The organism is Gemmiger formicilis (assembly GCF_016901605.1).
GTDB lineage: Bacteria > Bacillota > Clostridia > Oscillospirales > Ruminococcaceae > Gemmiger > Gemmiger formicilis_B.
This window is the reverse complement of record NZ_JACJKP010000057.1, coordinates 1-14,817: the sequence shown is the minus strand read 5'-3', so window position 1 is coordinate 14,817 and position 14,817 is coordinate 1. Positions and strand designations below refer to the sequence as shown.

The window sequence follows — 14,817 nt, the reverse complement described above, 5'->3', positions numbered from 1 at the left end:
CCACATGGCCCATACGGCCTACAAAGTTGCGGTTGGTGGTAGAAATGCAGCGCTCCCCTGCCGCCAGGATGCCCATGTAGCCGCCCAGGCAGGGGCCGCAGGTGGGCGTGGAAACGATGCAGCCTGCATCGATGAACGCCTCGGTATAGCCGCGGAGGATGCATTCCTTATACACGGCCATGGTAGCGGGAATGATAATGCCGCGTACGCCCTTGGCGATGTGCTTGCCCTTGAGGATCTCATAAGCGGCCTGCATATCCTCAATGCGGCCGTTGGTGCAGGAACCAATGACGATCTGATCGATCTTGATGTCTTTGCCTTCCTTGGCGGGGTGAGTGTTCTCGGGCAGATGGGGGTAGCTGACCGTGGGTTCCAAGGCGTCCAGGTCAATGGTGACGGTACGCTCGTACTCGGCGTCGGCATCCGCTTCGTACTTTACCCAGGGGCGCTGGCTGCGGCCTTTCAGGTAGGATTCGCAGATTTCATCCACTGGGAAGATACCGTTCTTGGCCCCGGCTTCAATCGCCATGTTGCAGATGCAGAGCCGGTCTTCCATCGTCAGGCTTTTGACGCCCTCCCCGGTAAATTCCAGGCTCTTGTACAATGCACCGGATACACCGATCTGGCCGATCAGATGCAAAATGACGTCCTTGCCGGAAACCGGGCGGTGCAGGCTTCCGGTGAGCACCACTTTGATGGCGGCGGGCACCTTAAACCATGCCACGCCTTTGGCCATGCCGGCGGCCATATCGGTAGAACCCACACCGGTGGAGAATGCGCCTACCGCACCGTAGGTGCAGGTATGGCTGTCGGCACCGATGATGCAGTCACCGGCGGTGACAATGCCCTTTTCGGGCAAAAGGGCATGTTCAATGCCCATCTGGCCTACATCATAGAAGTTCAGGATATCGTATTTGTTGGCAAATTCCCGGCACTGTTTGGACTGGGTGGCGCTCTTGATATCCTTATTGGGCACAAAGTGGTCCAGCACGATGTTCACGCGGGTCTTGTCAAAGACGGAATCGAATCCGGCTTTTTCAAACTCATTGATGGCTACGGGGGTGGTGATATCGTTGCCCAGCACGATGTCGAGTTTGGCATTGATGAGCTGGCCCGCCTTGACGGTACTTTCGCCGCAGTGGGCGGCCAGAATCTTCTGGGTCATGGTCATTCCCATGATGGCTGCTCCTTTCCGTTATAGAACCCTCTTATTTGTTGTTGATAGCACTGACCAGAGCCTTGATACCGGCCACAATGATGTCGGTATGGGTACCGCAGCCCCAGGTTTCCTCTCCGGAAGCCCATTTCAGGCCCACATAGGAGCAGGCACGGGAGTCGGTATCGGAGTCCAGCGCGTGTTCGCTGTAGTGAACCAGCGTGAAGTGCATGCCTGTCTGCTGTTCAATGGCGGTGGCTACGGCGTCCAGACGGCCGTTGCCGGTAGCGGTGCACTGTACCGCCTGCCCACCCGAGGTGAGCATAATATGGGCCGTAATGGTGCCGTTATCATTCTGGACAAAGTGCGCTTCGGTAACATTGAAGGGCGTGTTGTGATTGAGGTAGCTCTTCTCAAAGACGTAGAGCACTTCCTTGACATCCAGTTCGCGGTGCTCATGGTCGCTGACTTCCTTGACGCGGTAGCCCAGGTCCTCACGCATTTTGGGCGGCGGGTTGTAGCCGTAGTTCTGCTGCAGCAGGAAACCGATCCCGCCCTTGCCGCTCTGGGAGTTGATACGAATAACGTCGGCATCGTAGGTACGGCCCACATCGTGGGGGTCCACCGGGATATAGGGGCAAGTCCAGCGATGTTCGCCTTTTTCCTTGCGCCAGGTCATGCCCTTGGCGATAGCGTCCTGATGGCTGCCGCTGAACGCTGCAAAGACCAGGCTGCCGGCGTAAGGGGTACGCTCATAGACGTGCATGCGGGTGACACGCTCGTACACTTCACAAATGGCGGGCATATCGCTGAAATCCAAATGCGGGTCCACGCCGTGGCTGTACATGTTCATGGCCAGCGTAATGGCATCCACGTTACCGGTGCGTTCGCCATTGCCGAAGAGGCAGCACTCGATCCGCTGGGCACCTGCCAGCACAGCCAGTTCAGCGTCGGCCACGCCGCAACCCCGGTCGTTATGGGGATGGGTAGAAAGGATAACGCTGTCGCGGTATTTCAGATGATTTGAGCACCATTCGATCTGGTTGGCGTAAATGTGGGGCATGCTCATTTCCACCGTAACCGGCAGATTGATGATCATGGGGCGGTTCGGCGTGGGCTGCATCACATCCAACACGGCATTGCAGACTTCCACGGCGTATTCCGGTTCGGTGCCGGTAAAGCTTTCCGGACTGTATTCAAACAGGAAGTTGCCCTCGTATTCCTCGCTCAGCTGTTTGACCAGCTTGGCACCATCCACGGCGATCTGCTTGATTTCTTCCTTGGACTTTTTGAATACCTGTTCCCGCTGGGCCACGCTGGTGGAGTTGTAGAAATGGATAATGGCCCGGGGGGCGCCTTTCACAGCCTCGAACGTTTTGCGGATGATATGGTCCCGGCACTGGGTCAGCACCTGCACTGTCACATCGGAAGGAATGCGGTTTTCATCGATCAATTTGCGGAGAAACTCATATTCGGTCTCGCTGGCAGCCGGGAAACCCACCTCGATCTCCTTGAAGCCGATTTTGACCAGCATATCATAGAATTCCAGTTTTTCTTCCAGGCTCATGGGCACGATCAAACTTTGGTTGCCGTCCCGCAGGTCTACGCTGCACCAGGCCGGTGCCTGTTCAATATGGTCTTTTTGGGTCCACTGGAATACGTGGCCAGGCTCTACCGGTGGCGGATAGTACCCTACTGCATACTTGGTTGCGTCCATCATAAGAAAATGCCTCCTTCAAGGTTTTGTGTGCCCTTGAAGGAGGCAAGAAAAAACCGTCCCTCAAAGGCGTTTGCCTTTGAGAGACGGGAGCAAATGCAAATTGCTGTACCCGCGGTACCACTCTCATTGCCGCCGTAATAAAAAGGGCGGCCCCTCTGTACGATCGGCCCGGTAACGGGGCGAATCGCGCCTGCATGATAACGGTCAGGTTCCGGCCGCACCTACAGCCAAAAGGCCATCAACGCGGCTGCTCCGGGGCCAGTGACGCAAGACCTGCCGCACCGCCTTGCACCTACCGGCGGCTCTCTGAAACGGACTGGGAATTGCTTTCTCCCCATCACTGCATTTTTTCAATACGATTACTTTACCAGATTGAAGCGGCGATGTCAACCGTCGATTTGCACAATTTGATTTTTAGATTTTTAGAGAAAACGTTCACTTTGTTTGGTTTACCTTCAAGTTATTCCGTATTCCAGGGTGACCGCATCGGCAGCCACCACCCGTAAAGTACGGAAATATTTCGTCGATTCTGTGTTTTCTCCCATGGCTTGTTCCAGACCTTCCGGTGCACTGATTTCTTTTTGCCACTGATCCTCGGCAGCAGCAAAACTGGCCGCTACATACCCTGTGGGGGCCAGCAATTCCACCTGTTCCACCTGATACTTTACGCCATCCGAAACTTTTTCCAGCCATATATTTCCTAAATCAGTGGCCGCTCTCAGATGTTCGGTACGAAGCACGCCGGACTGAATGGAACCATTTGCCGTATAAGCAGAGATCTCTCGGATTTTCAGATTGCCCAATTCAATAGCACCTTGGGTGCTGACAGACACCGCCACTTTATTGTACGCATCCGCGGGCAGTGTGATGGTCACATGGGTGTCTGGGTCAGCACTGTCGCAGGAAAGCGTATAGCCATAATCAACGGTTTTTCCATAACTTACGGTACTGGCATGGTCATATCCGGAAACCTCTATTTCCGCCTGATCTCCGGTTTTGAACGCCACATTCCCGCAGGACAGGTTGACAAATAAGGTTCCCTTTCCCGGCGTATCCAGTGCGCTGCTGTAGATAATCTTGCCCGCATCCTGCTGCACAGACGCAGTTTCCGTAGCCAATGCGGTTTCTTCCTGATAGGAAACCGCAGTTGATTCCGCCACTTCAAAATCACTGTTGCCGCCGCGGCCACCCAGTCCCAGCAGAAGGACACTGACCTGCACCACCAGGGCCAGTGCCACCAACAGCCAGAAAACCAGCCACAGACGCTTTGTATATGGCTTATGCTTTTTCGTTGCCGCCCCGGTTTCTGTACCGGAGTAATGTTCCGGGTCCTCCACAGGCGGAGGTTCCGGTCCTGCGGGCGGTGTAACTGCAGGTTCCTGCTGTGGAGGAACCTCTGCTGTTTCCTGTGCCTTTTCTTCTGCCGGGGAGGTTCCTTCTTCCTGGGACGAGGGATCAATACCCTCCCCCTCCAGAATCTTGCGGGCTACCTTGGCAGGGTCGCCCAATTCTTCCGCTGTTTTCTCTTCGTTTTCATTGCCTGCCGCATCAAAATATTCTTCGTAATAATTCAAGGCTTCCTGCAGTTCCTGGGCAGACAACGGGGCCAGCATTTCTTCCAGCCTGGCCAGATAGGCGTACTTTCTCATGACAGTTCCCCCTTAAACAGTTTGTTGATCTGGCTGGTATAGGCGTCCCATTCGGCACGAAATTCCGCCAACCGCGTCCGCCCTGCGGCCGTCACCTCGTAATACCGGCGATTGCGGCCGTTGTATGCCTCATCCCGCACGGTAAGGCAACCGTCTTTCTGCAAACGGCGCAGTACCGGGTACAGCGTGGATTCCGACAAATCCAGCACCTGACGGACTTCCTGCGTAATTTTGTAGCCGTATGTACCGTGTTCTTCCCGCGCAACCACCGCCAGCACAATGGCATCCAACAGTGCCGCACCGGTATTAAAGGCCATCTGGTGCCCTCCTTTTCTTCCGTGTTTCGAAGGTATATTGTTTTATATATTATATATCATATAATATTATATTTTTCAATAGGTTTGGGCACCTCTTCCTGAAAAAAGACAAAAAAGAAGCCCCCGCCCTGAGGGATGGGCGGGGGTTCCAAAGAAAGGAGGAGAAGAACACATGAAAAATATGAAAATAGCAAATTGATTGGGGCTTCGCAACCTTGGGGTGTTGCTTAGCTTGCAAGTAAATTGTAACCTTTTTGTCACCGGATGTCAATACTGTTTTGTTAATCTTTTGTAATTTTTCAGTTTGTTCACAATTGTATGTTTTCCCGGGGGAGGATGGCTATTTTGCTCATTTTTCTCGTTTTTTCGTATTTTTATTCAAAGTGTATCTCCACCGGAAACAGGCCGGCTTTTCCCCATAGAGAAAAGCCGGCCTGTCATTTTTCTGTTACCGTTTATTCAAATGTGATGCTTGCTTCAAATGCCGATTTTTCTTCCCGTTCACCGCAGAAATAATACTGCTTTTCTCCGGTCTGTGCACGCAGCAAGGTGAAGGATTCCCCACGGGGAATTTCGCGGTGGTAATAGATCTTAAGGTCTTTTACCTGCCCTTGATCCCAAACTTCCCACGGGAGCGCATCGCACAAAATGTCCGCGTAACGGGTATTATTCATGTGCCCATTCATGTCGCAACGGGAATAGGTAGCAACATACTCCCCCATTCGTTCACAAACGGCCGGGTCCGCCTTGGTCATCTTCATGGGCAGCTCAAACGGCACATCGGGCGCCCACTGATCGTTGAACTGTTCGGGATGTTTGCGCAGAATCAAACGCTTTTCGGTATCGATCAACACCCAGCGGCTGTCCAGTACAGCCACCTGTTTGCCGGCTTCGTCATAAAAAGTTGTGATACGCTTATTGACTGCACGTTTGCAGCGCTCCGGCTGGGTAATTGCGGTGAGCGTTTCGTCCACCCGGGGGGTACGGTCAATATGCAGGGCCTGTTTGGCCAGCACAAAAGCCGTATGCGTAGCGGCGTATACCGCATCATTAAGGCCTACAGCCTCGGCATGGATGGTGGCGATCTGCTGGCCGTAACGCAGCAGCGCCCCCGGCTTTACATTGCCGTGATGATCTCCATCGTGACGATACACCGTATATTGTTGGGTATAGGTAGCAGTCGATTCCGGCATGATAGACTCTCCTTTATCATTTGACACATTGTAAATGCTGAATTTTTATTATAGCACGTTATCCCGGGAAATGCAAAAAGAAACCGCAGGAAACACCTGCGGTTTCTGTAACCATCAATAGTCGTCGCGGACTTTTTTGCGCAGTTTGCGCCAGATATTAAAGAAGGAGATCACCAGCGCCAGCCCCAAAAGAACAACAACCATCCAGCCGCTGCCGCCCTCTTCGTAGCTCTTCATTTCGCTCCACTGGGCATCCATGGCCGCATTGATTTCGTCCGGCAGGGTGGTAAACACCTCCGCCTTATTCATGACATCTTCGCCGGGATATGCGATCTCATTGTATTTCAGATCGTCATCCAGCTGCTCCCACACCCTGGTAATGGGGGTGGAATAACCGATGTAATCACAGTTGGCCAAACCTACCGACGGTTCGCACATATAGTTGATGAACAGTTCGGCCGCTTCCTTATTCTTGGAGTTGGCCGGAATACACATGCTGTCCACAAAGAAGTTCACGCCTTCGCTGGGATGCACAAAGGCCAGATCGGGATTTTCGTCAATCATAGTCAGCGCATCGCCGGCATAGTAAGGCGCCATGGCAGCCTCACCGCCTTCCATCTTGTCAAAGATTTCATCCATGACATAGGCCTGTACTACGCTCTTCTGGGCTTTGAGTTCCTGCATCACCGTTTCGACTTCTTCCACTGAGGCGGGATTCAGCGAATAGCCCAGCTTCTTGGCCGCGATGGCGTAGGCATCCCGGGAGTTATTGAACATCAACACATTATTGGCATACTGTACATCCCACAGTGCCGCCCAACTGGTGGGCGCTTCGTCCACCAGCGTCGTGTTGTAGATCAGACCGGTGGTGCCCCAGGTATAGGGCACACTGTAGGTATTATCGGGGTCAAAATCCCACCCCAGATAATCTTCGCCGATTTCTTTGAAATTGGGGATGTTGTCAAAGTCCAACGGCGCCAGCATTCCCTCGGCAGCCATTTTGCCCACCATATAGTCGGACGGGAAGATCACATCATAGGTGGCACCGCCGGATTTCATCTTGGCGTAAAGGCTCTCGTTGGAGTCAAAGGTGGTATAGTTTACCTTGATGCCGGTCAGTTCTTCAAAGGCCGAGAGTACGTCCACGCTGTCGTCGGAACCATCCGAGATATACAGGCCCCAGTTGTAGACATTCAGGGTAATGTTATCGTCGGCAAAACGGGTCCAGTCGCAATCCTCCGAAACGGAGATATCCTCATTGACAGTGATCGTTCCCCCATCGGCCAAAGCGCCGGGGACCGATACCAGTGCCAGCAACGCAGCCGAGAGTGCCGCAGCCACACGTTTTTCTGCTTTCATCATCAGCGCGCCCCCTCTTCCTGCATAGCCTTGCGAATGGCTGTTTGGTTGCGGCGATAGGCACGGGAATCCGCCGCGTTGGAGATCAGGATGATGGCCAGAATCACGCAGAACATGACCGCCGACAGGGCGTTGATCTCGGGGCTGACCTTTTTACGGGTCATGGAATAGATGGCGATGGGCAGCGTTTGCATAGTGCCGGAGTTGAAATACGAGATCATGAAATCATCGATGGAATAAGTCAGGCAGATGAGAAACGCCGACAGAATCGCCGGGGACAGCTGCGGCAGAATCACCTTAAAGAAAGCCTGCCGCGGCGTACAGCCCAGATCCAGAGCCGCATTATACAGGCTGGGGTCCAGCTGACGAAGTTTGGGTCCCACGTTAAAAATCACATACGGCACATTGAAAGTAATATGCGCAATAAGCAGCGTGGGCCAACCGAACAGTCCGCTATCCCCGCCCAGGCCGAAGTTCTGGGCCATGACAAAAAGCAGCATCAAGGAAACACCGGTGATGATTTCGGGGTTGACCACCGGGACATAACTGATGTTGTTGACCACAAGCTGCGTACGGCGGCTCATGGAATTGATGCCGATGGTCGCCAGTGTTCCCAGTACCGTAGCCAACACACTGGAAACCAGCGCCAGCACCAGACTGAGGCCCAGCGCCGAGAGGATCATCTCGTTATGGAACAGGCTTTTGTACCAGTCCAGGGTGAAACCGGTAAAATTGGAGCGGGACTTGCTTTCATTAAAGCTGAAGGCAATCATCACCGCAATGGGCAGGTACATGAAGCAGAAGATCAGCACAATGTAGGTGCGCTGTAAAATGATCGATTGCTTTTTGTTCATTTTACATCACCCCTTCCATTTCCGACTCGTCGAAGCTGGAGGTGAAGCTCATGCACAGCAGAACAATCACCATCAGGACCAGACTCATAGCCGAACCAAGGTTGAGGTTATATGAGTTGCCCAGGAACTGCAGCTCGATCAAGTCACCGATCAGCAGGTTGGAACCGCCGCCCAACATACGGCTGATAATAAAGGTGGATACCGACGGCACAAACACCTGGGTGATACCGGTAGCAATGCCGGGGCCGGTCAGCGGCACCAGCACTCGCCAAAGAATCTGCCACACATTGCAGCCCAGGTCCTGCGCGGCCTCAATGATGGAATCATCAATTTTGGTCATGGCCGTGTAAATCGGCAGAATCATAAAGGGCAGATAGTTATACACCATACCCAGCACCACGGCACCGGACGTATTGATCATATTGAAGGGACCGATGCCGAACAGCCCCAGAAATTTGTTGATCAGCCCGTTTTTTTCCAGCAGCGTCATCCAGGCGTAGGTGCGCAGCAGGAAGTTCATCCACATGGGCAGCATAACCAGCATCAGCATAATATGCTGCTTATTGGCCCGCAGGCGGGACAGAAAATATCCCACCGGGAAGGCCAGAATCAGGCAGATAACGGTAGATACCGCCGCCAGAATCAAACTGCGGGCAAAAACGCTGGAATACCGGCCGATCTGGGTCAGATTTTCCAGGGTGAACTGTCCATCCGCATTGGTAAGCGCATACCAGATGACAATAAACAGCGGTACCACAATGAAGGCGGCCATCCATACCAGATAAGGGCCTGCCAGCCAACGGGAGGTTTTGGATTTGAGCATCGCTTACACCTCCGTACGAGCCATGATATGGATCTCATCGGGGCCGATGTTCATACCGATCAGCTCGCCGGGCTGGCTGGCCTGGGTGGAGTGGATGAGCCATTCATAGCCTTCCACATCCACGTGCATCTCAAAATGCACGCCTTTGAAGATCACTTCCCGCACCAGGCCGGTAAGCATGCCCACAGAAGGCGGCACGATCTGCACGTCCTCGGGACGAATGACCACCTGTACCGGTTCGTTGGGCTTGAAGCCGCGGTCCACACAGGTAAAATCGTGACCGCCAAAGTTGACCAGAAAGTCCTTGATCATGAAGCCGTCCACAATGTTGGAGTCGCCGATAAACCGCGCCACAAAGGCGTTGCGGGGTTCGTTGTAAATATCCTGGGGTGAACCGATCTGCTGGATATTGCCGCCGGACATGACCACCACGGTATCCGACATGGTCAGGGCTTCTTCCTGATCATGGGTAACATAAACAAAGGTGATATTCATTTCACGCTGAAGGCGCTTGAGTTCCAACTGCATTTCTTTGCGCAGTTTCAGGTCCAATGCGCCCAGGGGCTCGTCCAACAGAAGGACCCGGGGCTGATTGACCAGGCTGCGGGCAATGGCCACACGCTGCTGCTGACCGCCCGAAAGCTGATGAATGCTGCGCCGTTCAAAGCCTTTCAGGCCCACGATCTCCAGCATTTCCAGCACTTTGGGACGGATTTCTTCTTCCGGCAGCTTTTTCAGGCGCAAACCGAAGGCAACGTTTTCAAATACGTTCAGGTGCGGAAAAAGTGCGTATTTCTGGAACACGGTATTTACCGGCCGTTTATACGGCGGATAATCGGCAATGTCCTTGCCATCAAAAAAGACATTGCCCGATTTTGGCGTCACAAACCCGGCAATCACCCGCAAGGTCGTGGTCTTTCCACAGCCGGAAGGGCCCAGGAAAGTCACAAATTCCTTGTCGTGAATGTCGAGAGAAAGCCCGTCCAGAACCTTCTGCCCGTCAAAATCGACTACAATGTCTTTCAGTGATACGATGATATTTTCGTCCATATTACTGCATCCCCCTTTGCGGAATTTCCCGCTACGGGCACGCAGCTTTTGCGGTTCCACCGCCTGCGTTCCCTGCGGGTCAGCGTGCTTTATGCCGCCCCGCAAAGGTTTGTTACACGGTCTTTTCCGCCGGGAAAAGCCGCTACAAGCAGCACGTACAACGCCAATGTGGCAGGGTACGATTGGATTTACCCCCAGATGCACACAAATTACATTATACGGCAGCCGCAGGGTTTGTCAACAGCCATATTTTACATTGAGGTAAAGAAATTTTCATATTCCGGTAAAGATGAACATTATGCCGCATTTTGCTCATTTTCCATGCTTTCCCGCAGCGAATCGACAGCCCCGCGAAAGAACTTTTCCCATCCACTGGTCAATGCTTGTTCCGCTGACGCCTGCAGTTCCTCTGGTTCGTCATTCCACGTCAAGAGCTGCCCATCATCCCATGCCGAAATCTGCCCGTTCAGGAAAAGACTAATGTTTCCCTCATAACCAGCGCTCTGGCCAGCAACGCGCAATTCATACTGACCGGCCGGCAGAGTGAGCGACAGGGGGGCCTGACTGTCCAGCGGCCACTGCGCCACCAGCGTTCTTTCCTGAGCGTTCACCACCAGCAGTTTAGCCTTGCCTTTGGTGCACACCAGTGTGGAATCCACTTCACATAGGCTATCGTTTTCTTGCACTGTGAAGGAACGTAGGCTCTGTACGCCGGAAAAGCTGCCTGCATGCATTGAATAAGTTCCATCTGACTTCACATTGCCGCCACACATAATCGCCATATAATGGTTTTCCTCATCGGTAAGAAACGCCTCATCATCGTACTTGCTGTCATACTGACTGCATCCGCACAGCAGCACCGCCGTGAACAGGGCCGCCAGCAACAGGAACCAACTTTGCTTTTTCATGCCAATCTCCCCTTTCCGGCTCAACCGCCTATCAGGAAGTCCATCACGTCCCAACCGTCGCCGCCACGCTGTTTGTACAGCTCGGTATAACCACACTGAAAGCAGCTGACCGTGACGAATTTTTTGTTCTGCACATCGAACAGTTTGGCAAAGTTGCCGCCGGTAGCCTGCATCTGATCCGTTTCGTATTCCATACAGCCACATTTGGGGCAGACATATTGACGTTTTTCCATAGTATAAAGTCCTCCTTTGTCTGTTACGCAAGATTCAAACGACGGGTCATCAGCCACTGGGTAATCGCCCATTTGATGGCGTTTACGACCAGCAAGCCGAGGATGAGCACCGTAAAGATATAGATAACGCTCCAGAACGAATCCGCCTGATAAAACATTTCAAACCATGCAAATGCATTGATCTGAATAGCGCCCAACGCCAGAATAATGACCAGAAACACGCAAAGTACCTGTTCCACAAACCCAATTACAAAATAGGCCACAATACTGGCCAGCAAACGCTGCTGCCCAAACTGCCCGCCGATCGCACAGGCCATATAAAATTCCAGATACGTGCCCGCCAGCACAACAAGCAGCAGTAAAAACAACATCATAAAGGCAGCAACCGCATCCGGCGTGACTACGTCCCCACTGAACGAAAGCGACACAAAGCTGCCGCCCAGAATGGTACCGCACAGGAGCAGATACCCGATACCGAGAATCGTCCATACGCAAGCGGTGATCAGTTTGGCCGCGATGTGCTTCCAAACCGGCACCGGCAGGGACAGCATCAAATAACCCTGTTCCCCCAGCAATCTGTAAAAACGCTGCACGTTGACAAATACACAGACGCCCGACACAAAAACAAGTGCCAACACAGCAGCAACGTTCAGCAGTGCCTGCATCCATTCCACAGCCGTGGGCAATTCACTCCAGCTGTTCAGAATTGTATTGGCCAGCCCGGTGACCAGGGTAAATGCCAGTACCCCGCCGCCAATGGGCAGCAGTACACGGGCCGTGGTTTTGGCTTCATATTTTAATAATTTGGTCAGCATTTGTATACCTCCCGGAAATATTCATCCACACTCTGTCCGCATTCTTCCCGCAGGGTGTCCACGCCTACCTGACGCAGCACGGTCCCCTCTTTCAGGAAGATCACCTCATCCAGAACTTTCTCGATATCACCGATCAGATGCGTCGAGAGCACCAGTGCCGCATCCTCGCTGTAATTGCGCAGGATCGTCTGCAAAATGTAGTCCCGCGCTGCGGGGTCTACCCCGCCAAGGGGTTCATCCAGCAGGTACAGTTTTGCCGCGCGGCTCATGGTCAGACAAAGCTGCATTTTTTCCTGTGTTCCTTTGCTCATAGAGCCAATGCGGTCCCGGGCTTCAATGTGCAGGTCCGCCAGCATGGCATGAGCTTTGGCAGCATCAAAATCGGGATAGAAATCCGCGTACAGGCTTACGGCATCGGCAGCGCGCATCTCGGTAGGCAAAGCCATACGGTCCGGCAGATAACTGGTGACGCTTTTGGTGTATACGCCCGGCGTCTGGCCGTCGATGAGCACCGTGCCGCCGCTGCGAGCAAGCAGTCCCGCGGAAATTTTCAACAACGTGGTTTTACCGCTGCCGTTGGGTCCCAGCAACCCCACCAGTTTTCCTGCGCATACCGTAAAAGACGCATTGTTCAACGCCGGCTTGCGTCCATACCGCTTGCACAAATTTTGTGCTTCATAAATCACATTTTCATTCATCCGTTACTCCTCCTCTGCAGTCTGCCGCAGCAGTTCTTCGGTTTCGGCCCGGTCCAAGCCCAGGGCCTGCATCTGATGTAAAAAGGTCTGCGCCAGCGCCACTGCCCGTTTACGGCGCAGCTGCTGCAGCACATCGGCATCCGCCGTGACGGTACGTCCGGCAGTGCGCTGGGCCTGCAGCAGGCCTCTTGTTTCCAGTTCCTGCAATGCCCGCTGCATGGTGTTGGGATTCACCCCGGCGTCGGCTGCCAGTTCCCGCACAGGCGGCACCTTGCTTCCGGGTGGAAACGTCCCGTTTACAAGTGCCAGTTCCAGCTGCTCTACCAACTGCACATACACCGGGCGCCCGTTTGTGATGTTCCATTCCATCGGCTTGCGCTCCTTTGTATTATTGTATTAAGTGCTTAATACAATAATACAGTATTTTTCTGTTTTGTCAAGTCATAACCCACAAAAAAACCGCACGGCATAAAGCCATGCGGTTTTATATCTTATTTATTGTATGTGGTCTTCGACCCAGGCCAGCACACAATCAAACACTTCATCCCGGTTGGTTTCATTGTGCAGCTCATGCCGGGCATCCTCGTAAATCTGGCACGTCAGGTCCTGCACACCGGCATCCCCCAGCATGGCCCAGACCTTGCGCACACCGGCACCATAATCCCCTACCGGGTCTCCGTCACCGGAAATCAACAGGATCGGCAGGTTTTTATCCACTGCGCGCGCCCATTTGGCCGTGCTGACGTGATTGATGGTTGCCAGCATCTCGCGGTAGGTACCCACCGTAAAGGGGAAGGTACACAGCGGGTCGGCGTCATAAGCTTCCACTACCGAAGTATCTCGTGTCAGCCATGCGTTTTCCGACCGGGCATCCGGAATTTTCTTACAATACCCCTGGAAGCCGGCACGCACCATAAACCGGGAGACTTTGCGGGGACCTTCCACCGCGGACAACACGGTGGCTACCGCCTGCCCCAGTACATTGAGCAGCCGCGGCCCCGCCGTACCGGAAATAATCAGCCCCGCAATGGTATCGGGCCAGCGTTCGGCATACCAGCGCGCATAAAAACTGCCCATGCTGTGCCCGTACAAAATAACCGGCACACCGGGGAAACGCTCATGCAGGATCTCATTCATCTTGTGCAGGTCCTGCAACAGGTAATATCGCCCGCCGGGTTCGCCGTAATGGCCGTATTCCTCGGCGGCAGCACTGTCACCATGACCCAGGTGATCATTGCCCGCCAGTGCAATGCCATGGGCTGCATAAAAAGCAGCCATCGGTTCATAACGGCGTACATATTCACACATACCGTGGCTGAGCTGCAGCACACCGCGCACCGGCACTTCCGGCATGGTATAAATCACAGCAGAAATGGTATGGGTTGTATCCGAGGAAGGAAACCGGACTGTTTCACAGCAAAGTTTCGGCATTGTACGCCCTCCTTACTCTTCGCCTTTGATCTTCTTCCAGTATTGGGCAAAGGCCTGTTCATTTTTATTATCGCCGGGTTCATAGTACCGACGATCCTTGATCGCATCGGGCAGATACTGTTGTTTTGTCCAATGATGCGGGAAATCATGGGGATACAGGTAATGCTGCCCCTTCACCTTGGCATCGGCGCCGTCGTAGTGCTTGTTTTGCAGCTGACGCGGAATAGGCCCCGTACGCCCGGCCTGTACATCGGCCATGGCTGCGTTGATGCCGTCGTGGGCTGAATTGGACTTGGGCGCCGTTGCCACCAACACCACCGCATCGGCCAACGGCAGGCGGGCTTCCGGCAGACCTACCGCATTGGCTATATCCACCGCTGCCTTGACAATGGGAATGATCTGGGGCCAGGCCAGCCCCACGTCCTCGCAGGCACAGACCATCAGTCTGCGGCAGGCACTGGGCAAATCCCCGGCTTCCAGCAAACGGGCCAGATAGTGCAGCGCCGCGTCCGGGTCAGAACCGCGCATGGATTTTTGGTAGGCGGACACAATATCGTAGTGGTCGTCCCCCAATTTATCATAACGCATAGCCGTACGGGCCGCCACCTGCT

At 53.7% G+C, this 14,817-nt stretch carries 15 protein-coding genes, 1 pseudogene and 1 other annotated feature; all 16 genes and pseudogenes read right to left on the bottom strand.

What is annotated here, in order from left to right; translation table 11 throughout:
* Nucleotides 1-1,177 (bottom strand): 3-isopropylmalate dehydratase large subunit (gene leuC, locus H6B10_RS06265; RefSeq protein WP_204650750.1); only part of this gene is annotated, 1,177 nt, incomplete at its 3' end.
* A gap of 31 nt (nucleotides 1,178-1,208) precedes the next feature.
* Entirely contained in the window at nucleotides 1,209-2,876 is a 1,668-nt protein-coding gene (locus tag H6B10_RS06260; protein WP_204650748.1) for a 2-isopropylmalate synthase, read from the bottom strand.
* 76 nt (nucleotides 2,877-2,952) lie between these two features.
* Nucleotides 2,953-3,226: a binding site (T-box leader), on the bottom strand.
* Between the two features lie 105 nt (nucleotides 3,227-3,331).
* On the bottom strand, nucleotides 3,332-4,525 hold the full coding sequence (locus H6B10_RS06255) for a DUF1700 domain-containing protein (protein ID WP_204650746.1): 1,194 nt from the start codon (nucleotides 4,523-4,525) through the stop codon (nucleotides 3,332-3,334).
* Nucleotides 4,522-4,842, bottom strand: coding sequence for a PadR family transcriptional regulator (locus H6B10_RS06250; RefSeq protein WP_204650744.1), 321 nt, complete (start codon nucleotides 4,840-4,842; stop codon nucleotides 4,522-4,524). The genes H6B10_RS06255 and H6B10_RS06250 overlap by 4 nt, the downstream gene beginning before the upstream one ends.
* Nucleotides 4,843-5,297: 455 nt before the next feature.
* Entirely contained in the window at nucleotides 5,298-6,035 is a 738-nt protein-coding gene (locus H6B10_RS06245) for an acyl-[acyl-carrier-protein] thioesterase (RefSeq protein ID WP_204650742.1), read from the bottom strand.
* Between the two features lie 114 nt (nucleotides 6,036-6,149).
* Nucleotides 6,150-7,397, bottom strand: a complete 1,248-nt coding sequence (locus H6B10_RS06240; protein ID WP_243427283.1) for an ABC transporter substrate-binding protein — start codon at nucleotides 7,395-7,397, stop codon at nucleotides 6,150-6,152.
* Nucleotides 7,397-8,248, bottom strand: coding sequence for an ABC transporter permease (locus H6B10_RS06235; RefSeq protein WP_204650740.1), 852 nt, complete (start codon nucleotides 8,246-8,248; stop codon nucleotides 7,397-7,399). The genes H6B10_RS06240 and H6B10_RS06235 overlap by 1 nt, the downstream gene beginning before the upstream one ends.
* Before the next feature lies 1 nt (nucleotide 8,249).
* Nucleotides 8,250-9,071 carry an ABC transporter permease gene (locus H6B10_RS06230; protein WP_204650738.1) on the bottom strand — a complete coding sequence of 274 codons (822 nt, stop codon included), beginning with the start codon at nucleotides 9,069-9,071 and terminating at the stop codon, nucleotides 8,250-8,252.
* A 3-nt stretch (nucleotides 9,072-9,074) separates the two neighbouring features.
* On the bottom strand, nucleotides 9,075-10,121 hold the full coding sequence (gene potA / locus H6B10_RS06225; RefSeq protein ID WP_204650736.1) for a spermidine/putrescine ABC transporter ATP-binding protein: 1,047 nt from the start codon (nucleotides 10,119-10,121) through the stop codon (nucleotides 9,075-9,077).
* A 296-nt stretch (nucleotides 10,122-10,417) separates the two neighbouring features.
* A complete protein-coding gene (locus H6B10_RS06220; RefSeq protein ID WP_204650734.1) occupies nucleotides 10,418-11,029 on the bottom strand; it encodes a hypothetical protein in 612 nt (203 codons plus the stop codon).
* Between the two features lie 20 nt (nucleotides 11,030-11,049).
* Complete coding sequence (locus H6B10_RS06215) at nucleotides 11,050-11,262, bottom strand: zinc ribbon domain-containing protein (RefSeq protein ID WP_204650732.1); 213 nt, start codon at nucleotides 11,260-11,262, stop codon at nucleotides 11,050-11,052.
* A 23-nt stretch (nucleotides 11,263-11,285) separates the two neighbouring features.
* Nucleotides 11,286-12,077, bottom strand: a complete 792-nt coding sequence (locus H6B10_RS06210; protein ID WP_204650730.1) for a hypothetical protein — start codon at nucleotides 12,075-12,077, stop codon at nucleotides 11,286-11,288.
* Nucleotides 12,071-12,775 (bottom strand): ABC transporter ATP-binding protein, encoded by a 705-nt coding sequence (locus tag H6B10_RS06205; RefSeq protein WP_204650729.1) that lies wholly within the window; start codon nucleotides 12,773-12,775, stop codon nucleotides 12,071-12,073. The genes H6B10_RS06210 and H6B10_RS06205 overlap by 7 nt, the downstream gene beginning before the upstream one ends.
* A gap of 3 nt (nucleotides 12,776-12,778) precedes the next feature.
* Complete coding sequence (locus H6B10_RS06200) at nucleotides 12,779-13,144, bottom strand: GntR family transcriptional regulator (protein ID WP_204650728.1); 366 nt, start codon at nucleotides 13,142-13,144, stop codon at nucleotides 12,779-12,781.
* Nucleotides 13,145-13,270: 126 nt separating this feature from the next.
* Nucleotides 13,271-14,206 (bottom strand): alpha/beta fold hydrolase, encoded by a 936-nt coding sequence (locus H6B10_RS06195; RefSeq protein WP_204650727.1) that lies wholly within the window; start codon nucleotides 14,204-14,206, stop codon nucleotides 13,271-13,273.
* 12 nt (nucleotides 14,207-14,218) lie between these two features.
* Nucleotides 14,219-14,817: pseudogene (locus tag H6B10_RS06190) on the bottom strand (replication-associated recombination protein A); the annotation flags it as partial.

What these genes read in the sequence shown, in the direction of transcription:
- H6B10_RS06260 (WP_204650748.1), bottom strand. Translation starts at nt 2,876, where the DNA reads ATGATGGACGCAACCAAGTATGCAGTAGGGTACTATCCGCCACCGGTA.
- H6B10_RS06255 (WP_204650746.1), bottom strand. Translation starts at nt 4,525, where the DNA reads ATGAGAAAGTACGCCTATCTGGCCAGGCTGGAAGAAATGCTGGCCCCG.
- H6B10_RS06250 (WP_204650744.1), bottom strand. Translation starts at nt 4,842, where the DNA reads ATGGCCTTTAATACCGGTGCGGCACTGTTGGATGCCATTGTGCTGGCG.
- H6B10_RS06245 (WP_204650742.1), bottom strand. Translation starts at nt 6,035, where the DNA reads ATGCCGGAATCGACTGCTACCTATACCCAACAATATACGGTGTATCGT.
- H6B10_RS06240 (WP_243427283.1), bottom strand. Translation starts at nt 7,397, where the DNA reads ATGATGAAAGCAGAAAAACGTGTGGCTGCGGCACTCTCGGCTGCGTTG.
- H6B10_RS06235 (WP_204650740.1), bottom strand. Translation starts at nt 8,248, where the DNA reads ATGAACAAAAAGCAATCGATCATTTTACAGCGCACCTACATTGTGCTG.
- H6B10_RS06230 (WP_204650738.1), bottom strand. Translation starts at nt 9,071, where the DNA reads ATGCTCAAATCCAAAACCTCCCGTTGGCTGGCAGGCCCTTATCTGGTA.
- potA (WP_204650736.1), bottom strand. Translation starts at nt 10,121, where the DNA reads ATGGACGAAAATATCATCGTATCACTGAAAGACATTGTAGTCGATTTT.
- H6B10_RS06220 (WP_204650734.1), bottom strand. Translation starts at nt 11,029, where the DNA reads ATGAAAAAGCAAAGTTGGTTCCTGTTGCTGGCGGCCCTGTTCACGGCG.
- H6B10_RS06215 (WP_204650732.1), bottom strand. Translation starts at nt 11,262, where the DNA reads ATGGAAAAACGTCAATATGTCTGCCCCAAATGTGGCTGTATGGAATAC.
- H6B10_RS06210 (WP_204650730.1), bottom strand. Translation starts at nt 12,077, where the DNA reads ATGCTGACCAAATTATTAAAATATGAAGCCAAAACCACGGCCCGTGTA.
- H6B10_RS06205 (WP_204650729.1), bottom strand. Translation starts at nt 12,775, where the DNA reads ATGAATGAAAATGTGATTTATGAAGCACAAAATTTGTGCAAGCGGTAT.
- H6B10_RS06200 (WP_204650728.1), bottom strand. Translation starts at nt 13,144, where the DNA reads ATGGAATGGAACATCACAAACGGGCGCCCGGTGTATGTGCAGTTGGTA.
- H6B10_RS06195 (WP_204650727.1), bottom strand. Translation starts at nt 14,206, where the DNA reads ATGCCGAAACTTTGCTGTGAAACAGTCCGGTTTCCTTCCTCGGATACA.